General features: G+C 60.1%; 27 protein-coding genes. 14 read left to right on the top strand and 13 right to left on the bottom strand.

The window, feature by feature from the left end; genetic code table 11:
• Window positions 1-17: 17 nt before the first annotated feature.
• Genes odhB through lpdA form a run of 4 tightly spaced genes read left to right on the top strand, consistent with a single transcriptional unit; the run spans window position 18 to window position 4344 of the window.
• Window positions 18-1655 carry a 2-oxoglutarate dehydrogenase complex dihydrolipoyllysine-residue succinyltransferase gene (odhB, locus tag D8780_RS13380; protein ID WP_121646053.1) on the top strand — a complete coding sequence of 546 codons (1638 nt, stop codon included), beginning with the start codon at window positions 18-20 and terminating at the stop codon, window positions 1653-1655.
• 52 nt (window positions 1656-1707) lie between these two features.
• Complete coding sequence (locus tag D8780_RS13375; protein ID WP_147440323.1) at window positions 1708-2157, top strand: hypothetical protein; 450 nt, start codon at window positions 1708-1710, stop codon at window positions 2155-2157.
• A complete protein-coding gene (locus D8780_RS13370) occupies window positions 2150-2902 on the top strand; it encodes an SDR family oxidoreductase (protein WP_121646051.1) in 753 nt (250 codons plus the stop codon). Before D8780_RS13375 ends, D8780_RS13370 begins: the two co-directional genes overlap by 8 nt.
• A 38-nt stretch (window positions 2903-2940) precedes the next feature.
• Window positions 2941-4344 (top strand): dihydrolipoyl dehydrogenase, encoded by a 1404-nt coding sequence (gene lpdA, locus D8780_RS13365; protein WP_121646050.1) that lies wholly within the window; start codon window positions 2941-2943, stop codon window positions 4342-4344.
• A gap of 97 nt (window positions 4345-4441) precedes the next feature.
• On the opposite strand, the gene D8780_RS13360 is transcribed toward lpdA, so the two are convergent.
• The 4 genes from D8780_RS13360 to D8780_RS13345 all read right to left on the bottom strand — a co-directional run bounded on the left by D8780_RS13360 (window position 4442) and on the right by D8780_RS13345 (window position 6770).
• Window positions 4442-4663: a hypothetical protein gene (locus tag D8780_RS13360; protein ID WP_121646049.1), complete on the bottom strand. Its 222-nt coding sequence runs from the start codon at window positions 4661-4663 to the stop codon at window positions 4442-4444.
• A gap of 105 nt (window positions 4664-4768) precedes the next feature.
• Window positions 4769-5710: an AEC family transporter gene (locus D8780_RS13355; protein WP_158598513.1), complete on the bottom strand. Its 942-nt coding sequence runs from the start codon at window positions 5708-5710 to the stop codon at window positions 4769-4771.
• A gap of 151 nt (window positions 5711-5861) precedes the next feature.
• Window positions 5862-6254, bottom strand: coding sequence for a RidA family protein (locus D8780_RS13350; protein WP_121646047.1), 393 nt, complete (start codon window positions 6252-6254; stop codon window positions 5862-5864).
• Between the two features lie 42 nt (window positions 6255-6296).
• Window positions 6297-6770, bottom strand: coding sequence for a hypothetical protein (locus D8780_RS13345; protein WP_147440322.1), 474 nt, complete (start codon window positions 6768-6770; stop codon window positions 6297-6299).
• A gap of 171 nt (window positions 6771-6941) precedes the next feature.
• Here D8780_RS13345 and D8780_RS13340 point away from each other — a divergent pair, with 171 nt between their 5' ends.
• The 6 genes from D8780_RS13340 to D8780_RS13315 all read left to right on the top strand — a co-directional run bounded on the left by D8780_RS13340 (window position 6942) and on the right by D8780_RS13315 (window position 11957).
• Window positions 6942-7277, top strand: a complete 336-nt coding sequence (locus tag D8780_RS13340) for a lysozyme inhibitor (protein ID WP_147440321.1) — start codon at window positions 6942-6944, stop codon at window positions 7275-7277.
• Between the two features lie 193 nt (window positions 7278-7470).
• Window positions 7471-7869 carry a succinate dehydrogenase, cytochrome b556 subunit gene (sdhC, locus tag D8780_RS13335; RefSeq protein ID WP_121646044.1) on the top strand — a complete coding sequence of 133 codons (399 nt, stop codon included), beginning with the start codon at window positions 7471-7473 and terminating at the stop codon, window positions 7867-7869.
• Window positions 7870-7882: 13 nt separating this feature from the next.
• Complete coding sequence (gene sdhD, locus D8780_RS13330) at window positions 7883-8275, top strand: succinate dehydrogenase, hydrophobic membrane anchor protein (RefSeq protein WP_121646043.1); 393 nt, start codon at window positions 7883-7885, stop codon at window positions 8273-8275.
• A 15-nt stretch (window positions 8276-8290) separates the two neighbouring features.
• The gene (sdhA, locus tag D8780_RS13325) at window positions 8291-10102 is read left to right on the top strand and encodes a succinate dehydrogenase flavoprotein subunit (RefSeq protein WP_121646042.1); all 1812 of its coding nucleotides are present in this window, start codon (window positions 8291-8293) and stop codon (window positions 10100-10102) included.
• 10 nt (window positions 10103-10112) lie between these two features.
• The gene (locus D8780_RS13320) at window positions 10113-10892 is read left to right on the top strand and encodes a succinate dehydrogenase iron-sulfur subunit (RefSeq protein ID WP_121646041.1); all 780 of its coding nucleotides are present in this window, start codon (window positions 10113-10115) and stop codon (window positions 10890-10892) included.
• Window positions 10893-11135: 243 nt separating this feature from the next.
• Window positions 11136-11957 carry an outer membrane protein gene (locus tag D8780_RS13315; RefSeq protein ID WP_121646040.1) on the top strand — a complete coding sequence of 274 codons (822 nt, stop codon included), beginning with the start codon at window positions 11136-11138 and terminating at the stop codon, window positions 11955-11957.
• A 55-nt stretch (window positions 11958-12012) separates the two neighbouring features.
• On the opposite strand, the gene D8780_RS13310 is transcribed toward D8780_RS13315, so the two are convergent.
• The 6 genes from D8780_RS13310 to rimM all read right to left on the bottom strand — a co-directional run bounded on the left by D8780_RS13310 (window position 12013) and on the right by rimM (window position 16527).
• Entirely contained in the window at window positions 12013-12441 is a 429-nt protein-coding gene (locus tag D8780_RS13310) for a DUF1284 domain-containing protein (RefSeq protein ID WP_121646039.1), read from the bottom strand.
• Window positions 12442-12479: 38 nt separating this feature from the next.
• Window positions 12480-13892 (bottom strand): 3-isopropylmalate dehydratase large subunit, encoded by a 1413-nt coding sequence (gene leuC, locus D8780_RS13305; protein WP_121646038.1) that lies wholly within the window; start codon window positions 13890-13892, stop codon window positions 12480-12482.
• Window positions 13893-14232: 340 nt separating this feature from the next.
• Entirely contained in the window at window positions 14233-14697 is a 465-nt protein-coding gene (gene rplS, locus D8780_RS13300; RefSeq protein ID WP_121646037.1) for a 50S ribosomal protein L19, read from the bottom strand.
• 227 nt (window positions 14698-14924) lie between these two features.
• Complete coding sequence (locus D8780_RS13295; RefSeq protein WP_245412345.1) at window positions 14925-15275, bottom strand: DUF4260 domain-containing protein; 351 nt, start codon at window positions 15273-15275, stop codon at window positions 14925-14927.
• A 14-nt stretch (window positions 15276-15289) separates the two neighbouring features.
• Window positions 15290-15991 carry a tRNA (guanosine(37)-N1)-methyltransferase TrmD gene (gene trmD, locus D8780_RS13290; RefSeq protein WP_121646035.1) on the bottom strand — a complete coding sequence of 234 codons (702 nt, stop codon included), beginning with the start codon at window positions 15989-15991 and terminating at the stop codon, window positions 15290-15292.
• Entirely contained in the window at window positions 15991-16527 is a 537-nt protein-coding gene (gene rimM / locus D8780_RS13285) for a ribosome maturation factor RimM (RefSeq protein WP_158598512.1), read from the bottom strand. Before rimM ends, trmD begins: the two co-directional genes overlap by 1 nt.
• Window positions 16528-16613: 86 nt before the next feature.
• Between rimM and D8780_RS13280 the strand changes: the two genes are divergently transcribed.
• Window positions 16614-17576 carry a tyrosine recombinase XerC gene (locus D8780_RS13280; protein ID WP_121646033.1) on the top strand — a complete coding sequence of 321 codons (963 nt, stop codon included), beginning with the start codon at window positions 16614-16616 and terminating at the stop codon, window positions 17574-17576.
• A gap of 69 nt (window positions 17577-17645) precedes the next feature.
• Window positions 17646-18752: a TraB/GumN family protein gene (locus D8780_RS13275; protein ID WP_121646032.1), complete on the top strand. Its 1107-nt coding sequence runs from the start codon at window positions 17646-17648 to the stop codon at window positions 18750-18752.
• Between the two features lie 15 nt (window positions 18753-18767).
• On the opposite strand, the gene D8780_RS13270 is transcribed toward D8780_RS13275, so the two are convergent.
• Window positions 18768-19751 (bottom strand): AEC family transporter, encoded by a 984-nt coding sequence (locus D8780_RS13270; protein ID WP_121646031.1) that lies wholly within the window; start codon window positions 19749-19751, stop codon window positions 18768-18770.
• 175 nt (window positions 19752-19926) lie between these two features.
• Complete coding sequence (locus D8780_RS13265; protein WP_121646030.1) at window positions 19927-20361, bottom strand: OsmC family protein; 435 nt, start codon at window positions 20359-20361, stop codon at window positions 19927-19929.
• A gap of 177 nt (window positions 20362-20538) precedes the next feature.
• On the opposite strand from D8780_RS13265, the gene D8780_RS13260 reads away from it, so the two are divergent.
• Both D8780_RS13260 and msrA read left to right on the top strand, forming a co-directional pair.
• Window positions 20539-21702 (top strand): App1 family protein phosphatidate phosphatase, encoded by a 1164-nt coding sequence (locus tag D8780_RS13260; protein ID WP_121646029.1) that lies wholly within the window; start codon window positions 20539-20541, stop codon window positions 21700-21702.
• A gap of 95 nt (window positions 21703-21797) precedes the next feature.
• On the top strand, window positions 21798-22451 hold the full coding sequence (gene msrA / locus D8780_RS13255) for a peptide-methionine (S)-S-oxide reductase MsrA (protein ID WP_121646028.1): 654 nt from the start codon (window positions 21798-21800) through the stop codon (window positions 22449-22451).
• A gap of 114 nt (window positions 22452-22565) precedes the next feature.
• Here msrA and D8780_RS13250 read toward each other — a convergent pair whose 3' ends face one another.
• Window positions 22566-24440 carry a VWA domain-containing protein gene (locus D8780_RS13250; protein WP_121646027.1) on the bottom strand — a complete coding sequence of 625 codons (1875 nt, stop codon included), beginning with the start codon at window positions 24438-24440 and terminating at the stop codon, window positions 22566-22568.
• Between the last annotated feature and the right edge of the window lie 64 nt (window positions 24441-24504).

The raw sequence follows: 24504 nt of genomic DNA, 5'->3' as shown, positions 1-24504 counted from the left end.
AAAGACGGACGGAACACATGGCTACCGAAATCCGCGTTCCCTCGCTCGGCGAAAGCGTGACCGAGGCGCAAGTCGGCGAAATCTACAAGAAGGTTGGCGATACCGTCGCCAAGGATGAAAGCCTTCTGGAGCTTGAAACGGACAAGGCGGCGCAGGAACTGCCTTCGCCCGTTTCCGGTACGATCGCCGAAATCGCCGTCGAGACCGGCGATGAGGTCGAGATCGATACGCTTCTGATGACGATCGACGAGGGCGATGGTTCGTCGCAGACCGACAAGGACGAGGACAAGGGCTCCGCAGCAGCCTCAGCCGACTCCGAGCCGGGCAAGGCGCATGACGAAGGCCAGTCTGGCGGCAAGGCCGATGAAGGAAAAGGTGGCCGGCTGATCGAGGTCAACACGCCTTCTGCAGGTGAAAGTGTTTCGGAAGCCGATGTTGGCGAAATCTACGTCAAGGTCGGTGATACGGTGAAAGCCGATGATCCGCTGCTCGAACTGGAAACCGACAAGGCGGCGCAGGAAGTGCCGGCCCCCGTCAGCGGCGTGGTCCGCGAGATCGTCGTCTCCGAGGGTGATACGGTCGCGCCGGGCGACCTTCTGGTGAAGATCGAAGAGGGCGCGCAATCTTCCTCCTCGGCTTCCGGTTCCGACGAGGCGGCCGACTATGGCGGCGGCCAGGCCATTCATGGCGAATCGGGTACCACGGCAAGCCGCGATGAGCGCCATGACGGCGAGATGGACGGGGCGGGCCGCGATCCGGCTCCGGCCGCCAAGAAGCTGATGGCCGAGAACGATTTGACCAAGAGCGAAATCTCCGGTTCCGGCAAGGACGGCCAGATTCTCAAGGGAGACGTCTTGGCGGCGATCGAACGCGGCAAGGATGAAAGCTCGTCTCCTGCGCCGAAGAAGGAAAGCAAGCCGGCGCCCAAGCGCCCGCAGAGCGCGCCGGACGATGCCGAGCGCGAAGAGCGCGTGAAAATGAGTCGTCTGCGTCAGACGATCGCCAAGCGTCTGAAGGGCGCGCAGGACACCGCCGCGATGCTGACCACCTTCAACGAGGTGGACATGACCGCTGTGATGGAGTTGCGCAAGAAATACAAGGACCTGTTCGAGAAGAAACACGGCGTGAAGCTCGGCTTCATGGGCTTCTTCTCCAAGGCGGTCTGCCACGCGCTGGAAGAAATTCCCGCCGTGAATGCCGAGATCGACGGCACCGACATCATCTACAAGCATTTCGCCCATATCGGCGTGGCTGTCGGAACGGATCGCGGACTGGTGGTCCCGGTCGTGCGCAATGCCGATCAGATGACGATCGCCGAGATCGAGAAAGAGATCGGCCGGCTGGGACGCGCTGCCCGTGACGGCGATCTCACCATGGCGGATATGCAGGGCGGCACCTTCACCATCAGTAATGGTGGCGTCTACGGCTCGCTAATGTCGACGCCGATCCTCAACAGTCCGCAGTCCGGTATTCTGGGCATGCACAAGATCCAGGAACGGCCGATGGTGGTCGGCGGCCAGATCGTCGTGCGGCCGATGATGTATCTGGCCCTGTCCTATGACCACCGGATCGTGGACGGCAAGGAGGCGGTGACCTTCCTCGTCCGCGTCAAGGAAAGCCTGGAGGATCCGGAACGTCTCGTTCTGGATCTTTAAGAGAGCTATGCGGCCCGGCCTGTCAGCGCTGATCGTCTTGGCGGCCGGATGCATGGCGACAGGCGCACAGGCGAGCTGCGCCCAAGGCCGGGCCATTTACGATACGAAGGACAGCCGCACGGAGCTGGCCTTCGTCACACCGAAGGATGCGCCGCCCGGCACCCATGAGGTTCTCGTCCGATTGGGGGCGCTGGAAAGCCGGGCCTATATCAATCCGTCTGCCGAATTCGACCAGCCGGTGATGACGTTGCCGCATCGCTGTCCCGAAGATGACCTGACGGCAGAGGCGCTCGAAGCCTGTATATTGTATCGCAGCGTGATCTACGCCCTGTCGCCCGGCGAGACATTGCAGACCCTTCCCGATGCCAACCGCGAGGCGGCGACCCAGATTCTGCTGCCGAACTTCACAGCAAGCCTCGATAACAATCCGGCCCTCGATCAGATCGAGCGTCCGAAGAGGGCGGGCGATATCTTCACGCTGGCGGAATGCGGCGATGACTGAGAAGGGCCTTCTTCTGGTCACAGGTGGTTCGCGCGGTATCGGCGCGGCAGTGGCGAAACGCGCAGCCAAAAAGGGCTGGACGGTAGCGTTGACCTATCGCAGCAATCGCCAAGAGGCCGAAGCCCTTGTGGCGTCGATCCGGGACGAGGGCGGTCGCGCCTCCTGCCATCAATGCGATGTCGGTGACGAAGCGTCTATTTTAAGGCTGTTCGAAGCAATCGACGGACTGGACCAGCCGCTCCGGGGGCTCGTCAACAATGCGGGAATCGTCGATCAGGCGAGCCCGCTTGCCGCGATGACGACAGAACGCATGCGGCGCGTCTTCGACGTCAATATTCTGGGCGCCTTCATCGTGGCGCGCGAAGCCATTCGACGGATGGCGCGCTCCGATGGAACCGCAGGCGGGGCGATCGTCAATGTGTCCTCCATTGCCGCCAAGCTCGGAGGGGCGGGAACCTATGTCGATTATGCCGCGTCGAAAGGCGCGATCGATACGTTGACGGTCGGTCTTGGCCTCGAGCTTGCCGGCCAGGGCGTCAGGGTGAATGCGGTCCGGCCGGGCATCATCGATACGGATATTCATGCCGACGCCGGCGATCCGCAGCGGGTCGATCGGGTCGGTTCGAGCCTGCCCATGCAACGCGCCGGCGAACCGGAGGAGGTCGCCGATGCGATACTCTATCTGCTGTCGGACGAGGCCAGTTATGTGACCGGTGCGCTGCTGGATGTCTCCGGCGGCCGCTAGAATCAACGAATGAAGTGACGAAGAACGGAAGTGATATCATGGCTTATGACGTGATCGTGATCGGTACGGGACCCGGGGGCTATGTCTGCGCCATCAAGGCGGCGCAGCTTGGCCTCAAGACGGCCGTTGTGGAAAAGCGGGAGACGTTTGGCGGCACCTGCCTCAATGTCGGCTGCATTCCGTCCAAGGCACTGCTTCACGCGTCCGAAGAGTTCTACAAGGCCGGTCACGAATTCGAACAGCTCGGTATCAAGGTCGGCACGCCCGAACTCGATCTGCCGGGAATGATGGCGCACAAGGACAAGACCGTGAAGGCCAATGTCGACGGTGTGCAGTTCCTCTTCAAGAAGAACAAGATCGACGCCTTTCACGGCACTGGCCGCATTGCCGGCAAGGGCAAGGTGATCGTCACAAAGGATGACGGTTCCGAGGAGACGGTCGAAGCCAAGAATATCGTCATCGCGACGGGGTCCGATATCGCGGGCATTCCCGGGGTCGAGGTGGATATCGACGAGAAGACGATCGTCTCCTCCACTGGCGGTATCGCGCTGGAGAAGGTGCCGGAGCGCATGATTGTCGTCGGCGGCGGCGTCATCGGCCTGGAGCTCGGTTCGGTGTGGAAGCGCCTTGGCGCCGAGGTGACGGTCATCGAATATCTGCCGAAGATTCTCGGCGGTATGGACGGCGAACTGTCCAAGCAGTTCCAGAAGGTGCTGAAGAAGCAGGGCGTCGACGTTCGCCTTTCATCGAAGGTCACGCAGGTGGAAAAGCGCGACGGCAGCGCGGCGGTGACGTTCGAGCCGGTCGATGGGGGCGATGCCGAAACGATGGAAGCGGATATCGTTCTGGTTTCGACCGGCCGCCGGCCCTTCACCGATTCTCTCGGGCTGGACGATGCAGGGATCGAGACGGATCGCGGGCGCGTGGTCATCGACGATCACTTCCGCACCAATCTCGAGGGTGTCTATGCGATCGGCGACGTGGTGCGCGGCCCGATGCTCGCGCACAAGGCGGAGGATGAAGGCATCGCCGTTGCCGAGATCCTTGCCGGCCAGGCCGGCCATGTGAACTACGATGCCATTCCGTCCGTGGTCTATACCGAGCCGGAAGTGGCCTCCGTCGGTAAGACGGAAGAGGAACTGAAGGATGAAGGCGTCGAATACAATGTCGGCAAATTCAATTATTCGGCGAACGGGCGCGCCCGCGCTATGCTGACAACCGACGGCTTTGTGAAGGTGCTCGCCGACAAGAAGACGGACCGGGTTCTGGGCGTTCATATTCTGGGCCACAATGCCGGCGAGATGATCCACGAAGCGACTGTGCTGATCGAATTTTCCGGCTCCAGTGAAGATCTTGGCCGTGTCTGCCACGCTCATCCGACGATGAGTGAGGCTGTGCGCGAGGCGGCTCTCGCCTGCTTCGCAAAGCCCATTCACAGCTGAGCGAACGCTTTCGCCGGTGAATATGAGAAAGGCCCGCCTTGATGGCGGGCCTTAGTCGTTGGGCCGTTGAGCGGCCTGTCGGATGGCTGTGCTAAGCTCAGTTACCGTCGGTCGCAGGTGCGTCCGGCGTTTCAGGCGCTTCGATATTGACGTCGACATCGCCATTGCCGCCACCCGTCATGTCGCCGAAACCGCCGCCAAAGAACCACCAAAGACCAAGTGCGATGAGAATGACGAGGATGATCGCGAAGATCCAGCCTCCGCCGCCACCGCCGCTACCATTATTCGTGACGATCACTTCGCGTTCGCGTTCCGCCATGGGAAAATCTCCAAAATAATTTGCGCTCATGAAATGCCGACGGTGCGTAAAAGGTTCCGGTGCGCTTTTGCCGTAAATGCATTATTCGACGCGCCGTCGACCGGCTTATCCGCCCAGAAAAGCGATCCAGGCCGTGATCGTGAAGATCGACAGAATCGTCGAGACCATCACCACCGAGGCGGAAAGGCGCACTCCTTTGTCGTAGAGCAGGGCGAAGAGATAGGTGTTCACGCCCGCTGGCATGGCGGCGAGCAGAGTGGCGCCGCGCAGCTGAGTGGCATCCAGACCGAAGCCGAATCGGCCCAGCGTCCACGCAATCGCGGGGTGAAGAATCAGCAGCAGGAAGCAAACGACGAAGGTTTCCGACAATTCGCTTCTGATCTTAAGGGTGGAGAGGCTCATGCCGATCCCCACGAGGGCGGCAGGAATCGCGCTTTCCGCCAGCATGCCGATGCCGGTCATGACGGGTTCCGGCACGAAGAGATCGGAGAGGTTTGCGAGGATGCCCGCACTGACGCCCGCCAGAAGCGGGTTGGCGATGATCCGGCGAAATCCGTCGCGTATACGCTGGGCCCGGCTATCGCCTTCATTGGCGGGTCGAGCAATCTCCATTGCGGTCATACCGATCGGATAGAGCAGAAGGGAATGGATCGAGATGATGCCGAAGATGACCGTGAGTTCCGGTTCGCCATAGGCGCGTTCTGTGATCGGCAGTCCGAGAAGGACAGTGTTGGAGAACATGGCGGCGAAACCGACCGCGACTGCTCGTTCGGCGCCATCGCGGAAGAAAAGCCGGCTTACGGTGAAGCCGAGCACAAAACTGATAAGCGCGCCGGAATAGAATGCGAAGAGGACCGGCGGCGCGAAAGCCGCGGCAAAGTCCAGTTGAAACAGGGCGCGGAACAGAAGAGCCGGGACCGCGACGCGAATCGCGTACTGATTGAGGACATGTCCTGCCGTTTCGGGAAGCCAGCCGGTTTTCGCCGAGGCGTAGCCGACCAGAACGACGAGGAAGACCGGCAAAATGGCAAGAAAGGTCTGGAGCACGATAGTCCGCATTTACGACATGGAGGCCGTGCCGGGATGGCCGGGGCATGGCGAGTCGCTACGCGATAGCGAGTGACAGCGCTGCCCGCAAGCGTGCAGTCCATACAAAACCTCCCCTAAGAGCCGCTTGGCGAGGACTGCTCATCTTCGGTCACGTTGCTGCGGCAACGGCTTCGATTTCGACGCGAAATGCAGGATTGGTGAAACCGTCCACGGCAACAAACAAGGCGGCCGGTGCATGGTCTCCCATCATCGTATCGCGGAGGCGCCGGTAGGATTCCACGGTTTCGGGGCCGTTGTCGGCCGCGAAGACACGAAGTGTTACGATGTCGCTCGGGGACATGTCGGCTTCATCAAGAATTTTGAAAACGTTCGCCATTGCCGTCGCCATCTGGGCTTCGAAGCCACTTGCCAGGGTGCCGTCTCTATCGACGCCAAGCTGGCCGGAAACATAAAGCCAGCGGGCATTCGGTGGGACGAGAACAGCCTGAGAGTAATTCGATGGCGGTTTCGCAACCGAAGATGGGTTCAACGTTTTCAGCATATGATGATCTGTGCGGAAGGCGCCTGCTCCCCGACTTCCTTATTAATACTGCTCGATATCGATGTTCACATCGTCGTAGCGGCCATGCCCGCCATTAAAGACGACGGTGGGGCCCGGGCGATAATGGCGGCGGTCGGCGTAATCTTTTGCCCGGACGATCTGCGGGCGCACGACCACCGGCCGTCTTACGAGCGGTCGTGTCAGCGTGGGAGCGATCGGCGCCCGATAATGGGGGTGTGTCAGGAACTGTCTCACGACGATCGCAGGCTCGTTTGATGTCGGCGCGGCGCGGCCGGGACCCCGGACGATAACGGGCAGACCATTATCCTGCCTGTCCGCGGTGGCCCGTTTGCCGGCCAGCACGCGAGGATCGCCGTCGCCGACATAATGTTCCTCGACGTTTCCCTTCTGATCGATATGGATGATCTTCGGCGCCGCTGTGGCAGTCTGCAAGGCCAGAGTGGCCAAGCCGGTCGCGAGAGGAAACGCTATCAGAGCCTGGAAAAATCTCATCATATCGCCTTTCGCTTCCGCTGCGTCCATTTTGTCTTTACATTTTCTTAACCCTTTTGAGCGCCCTTTTGATCCACTCCACACGGGTTTCTTCCGCCGTCGTTAATGTTTAAAAGACAGTGAAAATGCCGACTTTCGCGAAAGGCCGGCGGGCTCGCTCTCGGGACTGATCAAATGAAAAGACTATGGTTGTTGTCGCTGGGATTGGTCGGGCTCCTGTCGCTTCTGGCGGCCTGTTCGACGGCAGGAGGAGGCGCAGGTTCTCGTACAAGCTTCGCCAGCGATCCTTCCGGACGCTTTCGCTGCGACGGCGGAACGGCGATGGACGTTCGTCGGGCCGGTGGCGGCGCCGTTTCCGTCACGTCGCCTTTGGGAGAACAGATCGTGTTGCCGGCCTCGCCGCCAGGACAAATGTCGCGCTATGGAGAAAACGCCTATGCCCTCGTCATCGAAGGGCCCGATGCCCTTTTCATGAAACAGGGCGAGATGCCGGTGAACTGTCGCCGCTGAGCGAGCAGCCGACCGCCTGTTCAACTTCAATCGATTCAATCGGATGAAGAGACCCGCGCGGTCATACTTAGGATCGAAAACGATAGCCGATCCTTTGACGCCACGGGGTTTCTGGCCTATCAGAACAGCCAGCGAGCCCTTGGTAAAAGACGACTTTTACAGTCTTCTTTTTGGCCGTCCTAATGGGGGAAAGATGAGTAACAACGCGCCCATGCGACCGCGGCCCTTGTCGCCGCACCTTCTTATTTACAAGCCGATCCCATCCATGGTGATGAGCATCGTTCATCGTATCACCGGCATGGTGCTCTATGGTGGGATGGGAGTCGTCGCTCTTTGGCTTCTCGCCATGGCCAGCAGCGAAGACAGCGCCGACCTCTTCTCCGAACTGTTCGGTTCCATCATCGGACTTGTGGTGCTCTTCCTTTTCTCCTGGGTGCTCTTTCATCACATGCTCGGCGGTATCCGGCACCTGATCTGGGATTTCGGCTACATGCTCAGCCGTGAGCAGAGCCGCAAGACGTCGGCTGCCCTGCCTGTCGCGTCGCTGGCCGTGACCGTCATCTGCTGGTTGATCGCCTGGCTACTGGTCTGAGGAGGGCGACGACATGACCATTCAGAACGACATGCGCACACCGCTGAAGAAGGTTCGCGGCCTGGGAGCGTCCCGGGCCGGCACCGAGCATTTCTGGCATCAGCGCCTCACCGCCGCACTCAACGTGCCGCTGATCCTCTTTCTCTTCGGCGTGATCGCGTCGATGTTCGGGCTGGGTTTCGAAGAATCACGCGCATTGCTGGCCAATCCGTTCGTCGGCCTGCTCCTTGCCGCGGCGATCATCAACATTGCCTGGCACATGAAGCTCGGCATGCAGATGGTGATCGAAGACTACATCCACACCGACGGGATCAAGGCGCTCGCCCTTCTCGCCAACAATGCCTATTGCGTGGCCGTGGTGCTGGTCGCCCTCTACGCGCTCATCAAGCTCGCCCTTCTGGGTTGAGGAGATTACCGACCGATGGCTGAAACCAAAAACAACGCCTATACCTTTATCGATCACCAGTTCGACGTCGTCGTGGTCGGCGCGGGTGGAGCGGGTCTCCGCGCTACGCTCGGCATGGCCGAACAGGGGCTGAAGACGGCCTGCGTCACCAAGGTCTTTCCGACCCGCAGTCACACCGTCGCGGCACAGGGCGGCATTGCCGCTTCGCTGAAGAACATGACGCCCGATTGCTGGCAGTGGCACATGTACGACACCGTCAAGGGCTCCGACTGGCTCGGCGACGTCGATGCCATGCAGTATCTTGCCATGGAAGCTCCGAAGGCCGTCTACGAGCTGGAGCATTACGGCGTTCCGTTCTCGCGGACCGAGGATGGCAAGATCTATCAGCGGCCCTTCGGCGGCCACATGCAGAACTATGGCGACGGCCCGCCCGTGCAGCGCACCTGCGCGGCCGCAGACCGCACCGGACATGCCATCCTGCATACGCTCTACGGTCAGTCACTAAAGAACAACGCCCAGTTCTTCATCGAGTATTTCGCGCTCGACCTGATCATGGAAGAGGATGGCCGCTGCACCGGCGTTGTGGCCTGGAATCTCGATGACGGGACGATCCATCGCTTTTCCGCCAAGATGGTCGTACTGGCGACCGGCGGCTATGGCCGCGCTTATTTCTCGGCGACCTCCGCGCATACCTGCACGGGTGATGGCGGCGGCATGGTGGCGCGCGCGGGCCTGCCTCTTCAGGACATGGAGTTCGTGCAGTTTCACCCGACCGGCATTTACGGTGCGGGCTGTCTGATCACCGAGGGCGCGCGCGGCGAAGGTGGCTATCTGGTCAATTCGGAAGGCGAGCGCTTCATGGAGCGCTATGCGCCGAGCGCGAAGGACCTGGCCAGCCGTGACGTCGTCAGCCGTTGCATGACGATGGAAATCCGCGAAGGACGCGGCGTGGGCAAGGAAAAGGACCATATCTTCCTGCACCTCGACCATCTCGACCCGGATGTTCTGGCCGAGCGTCTGCCGGGCATTTCGGAGAGCGCCAAGATTTTTGCCGGTGTCGATGTGACGAAGGAGCCGATCCCGGTGCTGCCGACGGTGCACTACAATATGGGCGGCATTCCCACGAACTATTACGGTGAGGTGCTGAACCCGACCGCAGACGATCCGAACGCGGTCGTGCCGGGGCTGATGGCTGTGGGCGAGGCCGGCTGCGCTTCCGTTCATGGCGCGAACCGCCTCGGCTCCAACTCGCTGATCGACCTCGTGGTCTTCGGCCGCGCTGCTGCGATCAAGGCGGCGGAGGTCGTCGACAAGGATGCGCCGGTGCTGCATCTGAACGAAGCCGCCTGCGACGCCATCATGGAACGCTTCAACGAGACCCGCTACGCCAAGGGCGGCACGCCCACCGCCGTCTTGCGGGAAAAGATGCAGAAGGCGATGCAGGAGGACGCCGCCGTCTTCCGTACCCAGGAAACGCTGGAGCAGGGCTGCAAGCGGGTAAGCGAACTCTGGGGCCAGATGGACGATATCAGCGTCACCGACCGTTCGATGATCTGGAACTCCGATCTCGTCGAGACGCTCGAATTGCAGAACCTGATGGCCAACGCCATCACCACGGTCTACTCGGCCGAGGCGCGTAAGGAGAGCCGCGGCGCTCACGCACGCGAGGACTTCTCCGAGCGCGACGACAAGGAATGGCGCGTTCATACGCTGGCAACTGTCAGCGATGCGGGTGACGTCTCGCTTTCCTATCGACCTGTCCATACCGAGCTGATCGCGGACGGCATCGAACTGGAAAAGATCGCCCCGAAGAAGCGGGTGTATTAAGGAAGAGACGATGGTTGAAATCACGCTTCCCAAGAATTCGCAGGTTGATGACGGCAAGGCATGGCCGAAGCCGGCAGACGCGGAAAATCTGCGCGAGTTTCAGATCTATCGCTGGAGCCCCGATGACGACGACAATCCGCGCATGGACACCTATTGGGTGGACCTGGACGATTGCGGGCCGATGGTGCTGGACGCTCTGCTCTACATCAAGAACAAGATCGATCCGACGCTGACGCTTCGCCGCTCCTGCCGCGAGGGTATTTGCGGCTCTTGCGCGATGAATATCGGCGGCACGAACACGCTGGCCTGTACGAAGGGTATCGATGAATTCGAGGGCGCCATCAAGATCTATCCGCTGCCGCATATGCCGGTGGTGAAGGACCTTGTGCCGGATCTGACTCAGTTTTACGCGCAGCACCGCTTCATCGAGCCGTGGCTCCAGACCACGACGCCGGAGCCGGCCAAGGAGTGGCGCCAGAGCCACGAAGACCGGGCGAAGCTTGATGGCCTCTACGAATGCATTCTTTGCGCCTGCTGTTCGACAGCCTGTCCGTCCTATTGGTGGAACGGCGATCGCTATCTTGGCCCCGCTGCCCTGCTTCAAGCCTATCGCTGGCTGATCGATTCCCGCGACGAGGCGACGGGGGCGCGGCTCGACGATCTGGAAGATCCCTTCCGGCTCTATCGCTGCCACACGATCATGAACTGCACGCAGGCCTGCCCCAAGGGTCTCAATCCCGCCAAGGCGATCGCGGAGATCAAGAAGATGATGGTGGAACGGCGGGTCTAGACCCGCCGTCACGGCGTCGTTTTCCTCAACGCCGCTATGGCTGAAAATATCAGCAGTTCTAATGCCTTAATCATCTGTGGATGAAGGGCGGAAATAGAGCTATGTTGCAGGACTGTCACAGCTCTTGAGCAGATGTGCGAGCAACTGAGAAAAACGATCACTCTTCAATTGTGAAGATCCTCCGAATCCTACAAGCTACGTAAACGTCAACGCCGCATATGCGGTTCGGGGGAGAATAGTTTGATGAAATTCTTGATTACACTCACCAGCGTTCTGGCACTTGGCACGGTTGCTGCGAACGCCGCTGATGCGGTCTATGCCGATCCTGCGCCGGTCGTGACCGAAGCGCCTGTCTATCAGCCGGGCCCGTTCTACATCGAGGCCCGCTTCGGCTATGGTCCGGCTCTTGCCGATCTGGATGTCGAGACGGACGATGCCGATAGTGTTCTCATTCCGGGTGGCACGATCACCGGTGCAGAGGGCGTTATCGAGAGCGACCTTCTTTACGGCGCTATCTTTGAAGCCGGTTACTTCGTGACCGATATCTTCCGTGTCGGTGTGGAAGCGGGTATCGGGCGTCTTGAAAATGACTTCCTCGACCTCGACGAAGATGCCCCGATCCTGGGGCCAGGCGGAGCGCCGACCCCCGCAGTGCTCGGCGATGCCGATCTCGATGGTGGTGCGACCCTCTATCAGGGCTTTATCAAAGGCGCAGTCGAAGTGCCGGTTGCCCACAATATCGGGTTTGCTCGCCAGATCTCCGTTTTCGGTACAGCCGGTATCGGCCTCATCCATCTCGACGTCGATGTTGAGCAGCAGGAAGATGATGCCGCCGCCCAGAACGACGGTGCGACAATCGACGACAGCGACACGGTTCTGGCCGGTAAAGTCGGTCTTGGCGTTGTGACGCAGCTGACAGACCATATTTCACTGGTCAGCGAGGCGAACTACATCTTTGCTCAGGATGGTGAGTTCACGACGGTCGCGGCCGACGGCGCGGAAGTCCCCACGACCATCGAGACCGAAGCCGTGACTTTTCAGACCGGTCTTCGTATCCGCTTCTGATCACGACCAAATCATCGAAATCGAAACGCGGTCCCATTCGGGGCCGCGTTTTTTGTCACTTCAAGTGAAGCAGACCGCTTCCGGTAAACCCATTCCCTGAGACGGCATCGCAAAGGTCGGCCCATTGGCAGCCGGCACATGCACTACGGATCGTGCCCGCAGCAAAGGCCGCGCGCATCTCACCGAGAGTTTGGTGGTCCAGAGCAATTGTCGTTCCGGCGGTGATCTCCACGCCGAGCAGGGGCGATAGGTCTTTTGCCGCGCGACGGTCGCGATCGATCACGCTCTGCCGGAAGCAATGCGGTTCGCCATTCTCTAACAGGGGCGCGCATATAGCGTCGGGACCGTCGACAATGAGCACGGCTTCACCCGCGCTAAGCCGTGCAATGACCGAGTCGTAACTGGCGACGAAGGCGGGGCTGTAGCCCCGGCCTATATAGGTGAGCATGCAGAGGAGGTGGTGGGGCCGCAGGCTGATTGTCATCGTGCGGCCCTGCCGTTCTGTTTTCGGCAGCCCAGTTCTTATTTCCAGTCGCGAACGTCGACGAAGTGGCCGGCGATTGCGGCAGCAGCGGCCATGGCCGGCGACACGAGGTGCGTCCGGCCCTTGTAGCCCTGCCGACCCTCGAAATTGCGATTCGAGGTAGAAGCACAGCGCTCTTCGGGCTTCAGCCGGTCATCGTTCATGGCTAGGCACATCGAACAGCCCGGCTCGCGCCAGTCGAAGCCGGCGGCCTTGAAGATCTGGTCGAGGCCTTCCTCTTCCGCCTGCTGTTTCACCAGTCCCGAGCCCGGCACGACCATGGCATCGACATGATCGGCCACGTGCTTGTCCTTTACGATGGCGGCTGCCGCACGCAGATCCTCGATGCGGCCATTGGTGCAGGAGCCGAGGAACACGCGGTCGAGTTTGATATCGGTGATCTTCGTACCCGGGGTGAGGCCCATATAGGCCAGCGCTCGTTCCTTGCTCGCGCGTTTGCCGGCGTCGGCGATTTCGGATGGATCCGGTACGGAGCCGGTGACCGAGACGACATCTTCGGGCGAAGAGCCCCAGGAGACGATCGGGGGCAGATTGGCCGCATCGAGCTCGACCACATGGTCGAAATGCGCACCTTCATCGCTCTTCAGTGTCTTCCAGTATTCGATCGCCTGTTCAAGATGCTCACCCTGCGGCGCACGCGGGCGGCCCTTAATGTACTCGAAGGTTTTTTCGTCGGGGGCGATCAGGCCGGCGCGGGCGCCGCCTTCGATCGACATGTTGCAGATGGTCATCCGTCCTTCCATCGAGAGCGAACGAATGGCTTCGCCCGCATATTCGATGACATGACCGGTGCCGCCTGCGGTGCCGATCTCGCCGATGATCGCAAGGATAATGTCCTTGGCGGTCACGCCTTCGGGAAGCTGTCCATCGACCTTGACCAGCATGTTCTTGGCCTTGCGCTGGATCAGCGTCTGGGTCGCCAAGACATGTTCGACTTCGGACGTGCCGATGCCGTGCGCTAGCGCGCCGAAGGCGCCATGTGTCGATGTATGGCTGTCGCCGCAAACGATCGTCATGCCGGGCAGGGTGAAGCCCTGCTCGGGTCCGACAATATGGACGATGCCCTGCCGCATGTCGGCTTCATTGTAATAATCGATGCCGAAATCGGCGGCGTTTTTGGCAAGCGCCTCGACCTGGATGCGGCTCTCTTCATTCTTGATGCCAAGATGGCGGTCGGGCGATGTCGGCACGTTGTGATCGACCACGGCGAGCGTGCGCTCCGGATGGCGCACCGGGCGTGAGGCCATGCGTAGGCCTTCGAAAGCCTGCGGGCTCGTGACTTCGTGGACGAGATGACGGTCGATCCAGAGCAGGACGGTGCCGTCCTCCTGACGATCGACAACGTGGTCGTCGAAGATCTTGTCGTAAAGCGTGCGGGGTTTCTCAGTCATGGTGGGTATCCCTTTCGCGGGAATCTGTAACGGCAATCGATGTGGTGGCGTGCGAGTATCAGCCTAGCCGGGCGAGCGCACTGCCGGCGCGATGGGCATCGAACCGGCCCGGCAGGCGCTTCCTGTCCTGCAGAATGAAGCCCGTGGCCACAATTTTCGCGCGTTTGATCATCCCGCTTTCTATCAACCTGCCGTGTCGGCTTCAATCCCGCCTTTGCTGCGATGAGGGAGAGCTTCTCTCGCATTGCGAGACGGCGCCATCTCGATGGACGGACGAAAAGAGCCGCGGCGAAATCGCCGCGGCTCTTCTATTCACATCGCGCTCCGTGAGCGGACGATTTCAGCCTTCGGCGTTGTCAGCAGACGCAGCCTGCTTCTCGGCGGCCTTCGCGGCCCGGGCTTCCGCAGCCACGGCGCGTGCTTCCTCGTTCAGGCGGCGGGCGCGCGCATTGGTCGCCTCGGTGATGCGGGCGGACTTACCGCGACGCTCACGCATGTAATAAAGCTTGGCGCGACGGACCTTACCGCGGCGGACGACCTCGACCTCTTCCACCATCGGGGAATACATCGGGAAAACACGTTCGACACCCTCACCATAGGAGATTTTGCGAACGGTGAAGTTCTCGTTGATGCCGCCGCCGGAGCGCGCGATGCAGACGCCTTCGAAGGCCTGCAGACGGGTGCGCTTACCTTCGGTCACGCGGACCTGAACGCGGAGCGTGTCGCCCGGCGAAAAGGTCGGGAATTTACGCTGTTCTTCGATGCGGGCGCATTCTTCCGCCTCGATCTGACGAATAATATCCATTTCTTCGTTCCTTGTTCTTCTCGGACCGCCAGAGCGACACCCGCCGGCAGCCGGTATATCCCGGCCTGCATTGTCGAAGCGGTGCGGCGGGCGAAAAGCTCGCCGCATGGTCGAATTCACGGAATCCGTGGATGTTTCGTCCGGTCATAGCGCCGGATTTTGCGGCAGCCCTTACAGCAAACTGCCTCGGGTATCAAGCGGAACCGTATGTCCGGCGCCCCCGACAGTCATTCGAGATGGGTGTGCTTGAACCCGGTTCGGTGCTTCAGACCGTAGCCGAGGGCGCGATCAATCCCGATATGAGCCAACCAGATGGCAGCGGCGTCCAATGCGAAGGGCAAGCCGGTGGCCCAGGCCGCCATGGCCAGCAGGATCGGGCCGATGGTGGTGTGGACAGCATTATAGGCGGCGGCGCCTGCCTTCGGACCGGCGAGATACCCCAGCATGGAAAGGTCCGGCGCCAGAAAGAAGATAAGAAAAATCCACCAGGAGGCCGGCGCGGGCAGGTGAAAATAGAAGAGTGTCGCAGCGATGAAGAGCGCAAGACCCTCGGCGCGCAGCAGCCATGTGGTTCCCATCCGGTGACGCTCCATCATTCGGTGTGGTCCAAATCGGTTCCTGGCAGAAGGTCCGGCCGGCGGTCTGCCGTCAGCTTTTCGGCTTCCCGGCGTCGCCAGGCGTCGATCGCCGCGTGGTTGCCGCTCTTCAGAATATCCGGCACTGCCAAACCTTCCCACTCCGAAGGTTTGGTATAGTGCGGATGTTCCAGAAGGCCCGTCTCGAAACTTTCCTCGGTGCCGCTCTCCTCATTGCCCATCACGCCCGGCAGGAGGCGGATAACGGCATCAAGCAGGGTGAGAGCCGCAGCTTCACCGCCGGAGAGGATGTAGTCGCCGACAGACACCTCGATGAGATTGCGCGCTTCGATGACACGTTCATCAACGCCTTCAAAGCGTCCACACACGATGAGGGCACCGGGCCCCGCAGCGAGTTCACGCACAAAGCCCTGCGTCAACGGTTTGCCGCGGGGGCTCATCAGGAGCCGCGGCATCTCGTTGTGCAGGTCCGCGCTGTCTATCGCGGCGGCAAGGCAGTCGGGCCGCAGCACCATGCCGGCACCGCCACCGGCCGGCGTATCGTCGACCGCTCGATGCTTGCCGTGGCCGAATTGCCGCAAATGGACGGTTTGGAGAGACCATGCGCCCTCTGCCAGTCCCCTGCCGGCAAGGGAGTGACCGAGATGACCAGGAAACATCTCTGGATAGAGCGTGACGATCGTCGCGGCGAAGCTCATCAGCGCCCGTCCGTTTCGGCATTGCGTTCGGAGACTTCCATCGGCGCTATAAAGGTCAATCGGCCTTTCTCCAGATCCACGGTCGGCACGGTCTCCCGTGTAAAGGCGACCATCTCGATCCCGCGATCGTCGAAACGGATTTCGAGAATGTCACCGGCACCGAAATCATGGACGGCGACGACCGTACCGAGCGCGCGATCTTCAGAATCGGTAACCGTCAAACCGACAAGATCGGCCAGGAAGAATTCATCGGCGTCGTCGGTCTCACCAAGCGCGCTTCGGGGCACCGAGAGCTCCAGACCGTTCAGGGCCTCGGCCTGCTCCCGGCTCGTTATGCCTTTCAGGCGGGCGATCATCATCTCTTTCTGAGGCCTGACACTTTCGATCATGAATGTCCGGCCGTCTTGCGCAAAGAGCGGGCCATAGCTCGAAAAGCCAGCCGGTTCCTCTGTGAAGCTCTTGATCCGAACTTCGCCTCGTATGCCGTGTGCCGCGCCGACCCGCGCCACGATCACATGTTCTTCTTCATGAGCCACTGACGCGCGATCCTCTTGCCATCCGATCATAAGCGAGAAGCATAGCCGCTTTCATTCCGTCAACCTTCCGGCGCTACAATAGAACGATGAGCGAAGATGATTCGATCCTGACCTTTGCGACGCCAGAGCTTCTGGCCGCGCGATCCGAATGGTTGAAGAGCCTAGCGGAAGAGCGCCGCGTGGCAGAACTCACCATCAATGCCTATGAGCGCGATACCCGGCAGTTTCTGGCCTTTTTAACCGCCTATCATGGGGAGCCTTCCAGCTTTACACTGCTGAAAGCACTCAAGCCGACCGATTTTCGTGCTTTTCTGGCCAATCGAAGAAAGAACGGAACCGGGGCGCGCTCCCTCGGTCGCAATCTTTCAGGTATACGGTCCCTGCTGAAGTTTCTGGAGCGGCACGGCCACGCCTCTTCCGCTGCCGCTACAGCGGCGAAGACGCCGAGAAAGAAACGCAGCCTGCCGAAACCGCTCTCCATCGACGAAGCCCAGCAGATCGTTTCGCTGGACGAACAGATCGAGGAGGATGCATGGATTGCTGCACGAAATGCGGCCGTGCTTACATTGCTCTATGGCTGTGGTCTCCGCATCTCCGAGGCGCTCGGCCTTTCCGGCGACGCGCTGACCGATAGCCGACAGACGACACTTCGGATCAAGGGCAAGGGCGGCAAGACGCGGATCGTGCCGCTTCTGCCGGCGGCCTTCGACGCTGTTGCCGCCTACCGCAAGCTCTGCCCCTATGATCTTTCATCCGACGCGCCCCTTTTTCGCGGAGCGCGGGGAGGGGCGTTGAATCCGGGCGTCCTGCAACGGGACATGCAGAAGCTCCGGCGAACGCTTGGCCTGCCGGAAAGTGCAACGCCGCATGCGCTGCGCCATTCCTTTGCGACGCATCTGCTCTCGGCCGGTGGCGATCTTCGAACCATTCAGGAATTGCTCGGACATGCCAGCCTTTCCACGACACAGCTCTATACCGAGGTGGAAACGGCGCGCCTGATGCAGATTTACGATAGCGCCCATCCGAGGGGTCGCGTGACGGCTGAATAAGCGTGCCTGTGCCGTCTCAAGACACGGGCCGTTTACGATTTGTCATGGCTGTTGGTGCGAGAGTGCATCATGACCATGATTCACGCCTACCTCTCCCGGATATCGGGCCCTGTCATCATTTTTGCGAGCGCCGTGCATGGCTTGCTGTTTCTGGCTTTTCTCGCCAGCCTGATATTGCTCGATCCTCAGGCGGCCCGTGCAGCGGAGGAGCCGCCTCGATGCGAGGGGCGTGATCTATATGCGGAACTGCAGAAGACGGACCCCGAGGCGGCGGCCGAGGCTGAGCGGACCTTTGCCGCGACGCCCAATAATAAGGGCCTTTTCTGGCGGATCGAAAAAGAGGGTGCGGCACCGTCTCATCTGTTCGGCACCATTCACACCACCGATCCTCGCACTCTGACGCTGCCGAAACCTGTCGGAGCAGCGCTCGATGAGGCCGATGTCTTCGTGATGGAAACCGCCGACGCGCGCAGCAAGCTGTCGGCAAGCTTGGCCATGGCCCGGCACCCGAGCCTCTTCGTCTATACCGACGGGAAAAGCGCGTTCGACGAACTGGATGAAGAGCAGGCAAAGGCGTTGCGTGCCGCGCTTGCCAAGCGCGATATCGATCCGTCGACGGCCACCAAGCTGAAGCCCTGGCTGATCGTCGGCATGCTCGCGGCGCCGCCCTGCGAGTTGAAGCGCAAAGCGGCTGGTCTGGAATTTCTGGACAATACACTTGCCGACCGTGCCGAAGAGGATGGCAAGGATATCGAGGGTCTGGAGTCCATGGTCGACCAGATGCGAGCCCTCGCCGACATGCCGATGGAAAGTCATCTCGACAGTCTCGCCAATGCGGCGGAGATGGACGACTATGCGGCGGATATGGTCGAGACACTCACCATCCGCTACCTCAACGAGGACACGGGGCTGGTCATGCCGGCGCTCGAGGCGATCGGCGAAAACATTCAGGGTCCTCTCAGTGCGGAGCAACAGGCGGCGGCTGCCGCTTTCGAGAAGAACGTCCTGACAGGACGAAATCATACGATGGCCGACGCGGCGGAGCCGCTGCTCGCTGACGGCAATGCGTTCATCGCCATCGGTGCGCTTCATCTGCCGGGGAGAGAAGGCGTTGTCGCGTTGCTTCGCGATGCGGGCTGGACTGTCACTCGTGTGCCGCTCGACACCACGAATTAAAGCCTGCAACTTTTTTTAGAACAGATTGCCCCACATTGATCCTGAAGCGTCCTGCGTCAGTATCAGAAGAAGCGTCAGCGTAAAGAACGACGCGGCCGTCATCACGATAAGGGCAAAGCCGGCTTCTGCCCCGTAGTCGTAATTGCTCGCGAGTATGGGAAAGACGGTGAAGGCCGGAAGGGCGCCGGTGAGAAGAAGGGCGAGGAGCATCGGCTCATCCGCACTCGTCAGACCCAGAGCGACCATCGCACCATAGGCAACGAGCAGGATCAGCGGATGGACGATCAGCTTGCCGATGGCCGTCGGTATGGCCTTCGCGCTCATGCCCTTTTTCCCGACAATGGCCAGCATTGAGCCGACGTAGAAGAGGGACGCGCCGACCGCCACGTCCGCCAGGATGCCCAAAGGGCGCTCGACGAGGGCCGGCATTGGCAGTCCGGCCAGCGAGACAGGCACCGAAAGCGCGATGGCGATCATCAGGGGCGTACGCGCCAGTCTCGTTAGCGTCGCTTTCAAGCTTTGCCCTATCGAACGGCTCTCTCCGTTGTTCCGACCCTGCTCGGCCATCGTCAGAAGAAGGGGAACCAGCAGAACGTTCTCCACGATGAAATTGAGTGCGAGAATCTGAGCCGCGATTTCCGGAAACAGGATCAGCATGATCGGGTAGCCAATAAAGCCGCTATTGGGGCAGGTCATGCCCATGGAACGGATCGCCGCACGGCTCTGATCGAGACCCGTGACTACGCGGCTGAACAGGTAGGAAACCGCGATCATAAGAAGCGAACCTGCGGCATAGGCTGCCATGTAACTCGGCTCGAAGACGTCGCTCATCGGTCGGCTTGCCACGGCATGGAAGATGAGCGCCGGCAGGGCGATGAGAAGAACGAACCGGCCGACCCCGCGGATTTCTTCAGCCGACATGAGGCTTGATTTGACCGCCAGAAATCCGACCGCGATGACGATGAAGACCGGCCCGGTAATGGAAATGATGTCCAGCATGGTATCCGGCAGTCCCCCCGGCGTGCCATTCCTTAGCAATGCGGTTTGCACGATCGCTGGCAAAAGGGCAATCGAGGCGCCCGCGACTAGCGTGGGGCCGTGTTCAGCGTTTCGTCTGAAGAGGATAAAAAAGCGCCGCTCGGGGAGCGGCGCTGTTACGATCTGAAAGCGAAATTCAGACGAGTTTGGCGTCGAGGGTGATCTCGATCGAAGAGAGCGCCTTGGAGAGCGGGCAGCTCTCTTTCGCCTTCGTGGCGAGCGCCTGGAACTTGTCGTCTTCGATGCCGGGAACCTGGCCTTCGAGGATGATCTTCGACGATTTCACCGCGAAACCTTCACCTTCCTGTTCGACAGTCACCACGCTTTCGGCCTGCAGCTTGTCGGCGGGCGTGCCGTTTTCCGCCAGCATGTGGGAGAGCTGCATCGCAAAGCAGCCGGCGTGAGCGGCAGCCAGCAATTCCTCAGGGTTGGTGCCCGACTTGCCGTTTTCATCCTCGAAACGGGATTTGAAGGAATAGCCATGGCTGGAAAGCGCGCCCGACTGCGTGTCGAGTGTGCCGCTGCCATCGGAAAGTGCACCCTGCCAAATTGCTGTTGCATGACGTTTCATGTCTGGAACCTCTGAAAGTGTGAAATAAATCAGCCGTAACCGGCCTTCCGCTGATCAACGAGCGGCCATGCCTTCAAGTTGCATCGCAGCCCGCAAGCGGTGTCTCGAGACGATTTCTTGCCGCAGACGGCTCTTCCCATATGTTGGAGCGCAGAGTGATGAACGATTGGATGGCTCATGGGATCGAACTGGTCGGCCTGGCTGCGGCGAAAAATTCATTATGCGGAAGGCCATCTCGATAAGCATCGCCGTTCGCTGAGACGCCGCCTAGGCCTCGTCAAGCCGGCGATCATCCAGCCTTATATCGGCTTTGGAACATCCGAACGGCTCTGGTTTCGGGGGCGGGTGATCGAAAATCGCGGCGAGATCGAACATCTTAACAGCCACTCACTGCTCACCAATCTGCGCTACACCTATAAACGCTATTCGAGCCGGGAAATTCCGGGCGCACGCATTGCGTGGACGCTCGGTAGCCAGAGTGGCGAGATGGTCACCGACGATGAAGGCTATTTCGACGTCACGATCGCGCCCGGCGAGGATTTCGATGAAATCGGTCCCTGGCAGAATGTCGATGTTTCGCTTGTCAATGCCGGGGATGCCGAGGCGCCGCCCCTAGAAGCGCGCTGCCGCATACGCACGCCCCGTCCGGAGGCGCAGTTCGGCATCATCTCCGATATTGACGATACCATCGTGAAGACCGGCGCGTTCAATTTCCTGAAGCACTGGCGAACCGTGGTGTCGCATTCCGCAGCGGGCCGGCAGGTGCTGCCCGGCACATCGGCTCTCTACACCGCACTTGCCGAAGGATCGGCCGGGCCGGAAACCAACCCTGTGGTCTACGTTTCGTCCAGTCCTTGGAACCTGGCGGACCTTTTCGAACGCTTCATGGCCCTCAATAACATTCCGCTCGGGCCGATGCTTCTGAAGGATTTCGGACTGGACGAAACCAAATGGTTCACCGGCGGTCATTCGGGGCACAAGGGCAAGATGATCGAGCGGGTGATGACGACCTGGCCGGATCTGAATTTCATCCTGATCGGCGATTCCGGCCAGAGGGATGCGGATATCTACGCCGATGTCATCGAGAAACATGAAGGACGCGTCATGGCGGTGTTTATCCGCGACGTGGCGCATGTGAACGACCAGCATATCGAAAGATTGAAGAAAGTGGCCGAGGCGGCGGGAATTCCCGTGGCGGTGACCGACGATCTTTCTGCCGCGTCGGAGATCTGTACCCGTCAAGGTTGGATCGACGAGGGCGAGAACCGACAGGTTCAGGTCGAGATCGAAGAGATCGAGAAGAATGACGAGGCGTGGCTCCATCGCCATGTCGATGGGTGAGGGTGAAACAATGCGTTTGTCCGGTCCGTTAAGAGGGTAGATCCATCCTCGGCCGTGCGGACTTGATCGTGTGGCGAAAACGACTGGAGTTACCCATGGCCCGACCATTCAAATTGGCTCTTGTGCTCGCCATCGCGCTTCCCGGCGCCGGCTTTGCCACGTCCGCGCTCGCGGAAACGGCGATCTTTGCCGGCGGCTGCTTCTGGTGCGTCGAAAGCGATTTCGACAAGGTTCCCGGCGTGCAGGAAACCATTTCAGGCTATATTGGCGGTACGACCGACAATCCGACTTACAAAACCTACGGTTCGGGCGGGCATCGCGAAGCCGTGAAGATTACCTATGATGCCCAGAAGGTCAGCTATGATCAGCTCGTCGATGCGCTGCTTCACAGCATCGACGTCACCGATGATGGCGGGCAGTTCTGCGACCGTGGCCATGGATATAGCTCGGCGATCTATCCGCTTTCGGCTGAGCAGGCGAAGACAGCGGAGGAGGTCAAGGCACAGGCCGAGCAGCAGCTTGGACAGACGATCGTCACGCCCGTGGAGCAGCCTGTTTCTTCAGCCGACTTCACGGCCGCAGAAGACTATCACCAGAATTACTATCAGAAAGACGACTTCAAGCTCTCGCCGGGCGGCCTGACGGCGAAGGCGGCCTACAAGTACTATCGCGCTGCGTGCGGACGTGACGACCGCATTCGCGATGTCTGGGGCGAAGAAGCCTTTCGTGGCATTCCGGGCCTCAGCTAAGCGTCTGCCAGGCTTGCGCGGGAGACTTTGCTACACACGATCTCTTCGGTCAGCCTTCTCAAGGCCATAAAAAACAGGCGCCCTTCGGCGCCTGTTTTTGCTTCTGCTGGCGCATCAGCCTGCTAGATAGGTGCGTTTGATCTGGTTCGCGACATCCTTGAAGGCGTCTTCGAGCCCGCCGCGAATGGCAGTCAGCGCGTTGGCGGGGTCAGTCGCGCATTGAGACAAGAGCGAAGAGTCAGCGTCAACAAGATTGACGGTATAGATTTCGACTCCCTGGTCTTTGGCCGTCTGACAGGCGGCCAGCGTCCGTGCGTTGATCGAGTTCAGTACGGTTTGACTGACCACCCATCTGTTGCCCATTCTTACATTGACGTTCTTCCAATAGTTCTGGGTGTTTTCGCCGTCTGTCATCAGGACGATGATCTTGCGGGTCGTATTGCTGCTGCGTGCACCGGTCAGCGGCGGCGTTTGAGACAGAGCCTCCATACCCCAGGCCATGCCGATCGTGATGTTGGTCCAGCCTGCCGGCGTCATACCATCAATCGTCGATTTGACGGTATGGTGCTGGTTGGTGAGCCCCGCTGTATAACTCAGGCTGTCATTGGCACATTGGGCCCGACGCAGCTTCGTCTCAGTGTTCGGGTTCGGCATCGTGTAGCCTGTGATATCATAGGGCTGTGCGCGATCGGTGTAGCAGCCATCATAGGTTTCGGTGCCGGTGTAAATCAGATCCGCGTCCGGGGTACGGGTCGGATCGGACTCGTCCTTGTCCTGGCGTGGGCCGTTCGAAAATGCGGTGACAGTCCGGGTGACGGTCTGGGTGACGGGTGCGGGTTCTGGCTGATCGAAAATGATACGCTCGTAACTGTGGACGGTACCGCAGGGCGTCCAATCGCCCTGATTGTAGCTCCGATTGGCTTGGCAAGTCCCGCTATAGCGAGCGATCTGGTAGCGGCCATTACTTTTCTTCTCAGCCACATAAACGCGAGAATCGAGTTCGTACGTGTCGGTGTAGCGTTCGCGCTTGCAGTATCTGGTGAACCAGTACCAACCCCACTCCACGCATTCCGTCCCACGCTCGGAACCTACGACCCAACGCCCCTGCTCTTCTTCCGGCAGGTTGAAGCCCAGCTTGCCGCTATTGCACCATTGTGTCTCATAGGACGTGGCGCCGGTAAGCAAGCTGCAATCCATTTCAAATTCAGGTGTTGTGGTGATCTCTTCGGTGTAGGTCGTCGTCGTCTGGTTCTCCAAGCACATTTCCAGTTCTGGAGTGCCCGACTCGAAATCTTCTTCGCAGTTGACCTCTTCATAGGGATTGATGACGTCGCCGATGCCAACCGTGGTGTTGACCCTGACCTGCGAATCGAATGGCACAACGGCCATCTTGACCTGGTTATTGCCGCTGAACTGGTCGACGAAAGCGTTGGCTGCCGTCTGCAGTTCGGCCATGCGCGTGCTCGATGTGCCGTCTCTTTCGCGCATTGAGCCAGAATTATCGAGAACGAGAGCGATATCGATCTTCTGATTGCCCGTTTTGACGACTGACGCGATGTTGGCTTCGAAAAGCGTGCCGATCGGCAGGATCGTCGCCCCGTCGCCAACAGTAGCAACGACTTCATAAGTGAAGGTGTCCGGCTCCGAGCCGCCTGCGCTGCTGCTCTCCTTCAGTTGCGCCGAGGAGATATTTAGGTCGAGTTGCGCGGCACTCAGATTGGACTGGAACACAGCGTCGGCCAGGTCTTTTCGCGCCACCTTGGATGGGAGGTTGGAGGTCGCGGCAGCAAGGGCAGCCGCATCCGATGCCTGGCGTACGACGGTCCGCACGCTCAGTGCGCGCACCGTGTCGATTGGAATGGTGACCGCGATCAGAAGCGGCACTACGAGCAGTGCCGTCATGATGCCGAAATTGGCTCGGCGATCGCCGAGGAAAGAGCGGAAAGCAGAGAAAAGGTCGTGCCGCATGATGATTGTCCATCGTTTCATGATGGAAACCTACCCTGCGGCAGACTAAGATCGCGTTGAACGAAAAGGTAAATTCCTTCTCAAA

This window comes from Notoacmeibacter ruber (assembly GCF_003668555.1).
GTDB classification, from domain to species: Bacteria; Pseudomonadota; Alphaproteobacteria; order Rhizobiales; family Rhizobiaceae; genus Notoacmeibacter; species Notoacmeibacter ruber.
This window is presented reverse-complemented; position numbering and strand designations above follow the sequence as displayed.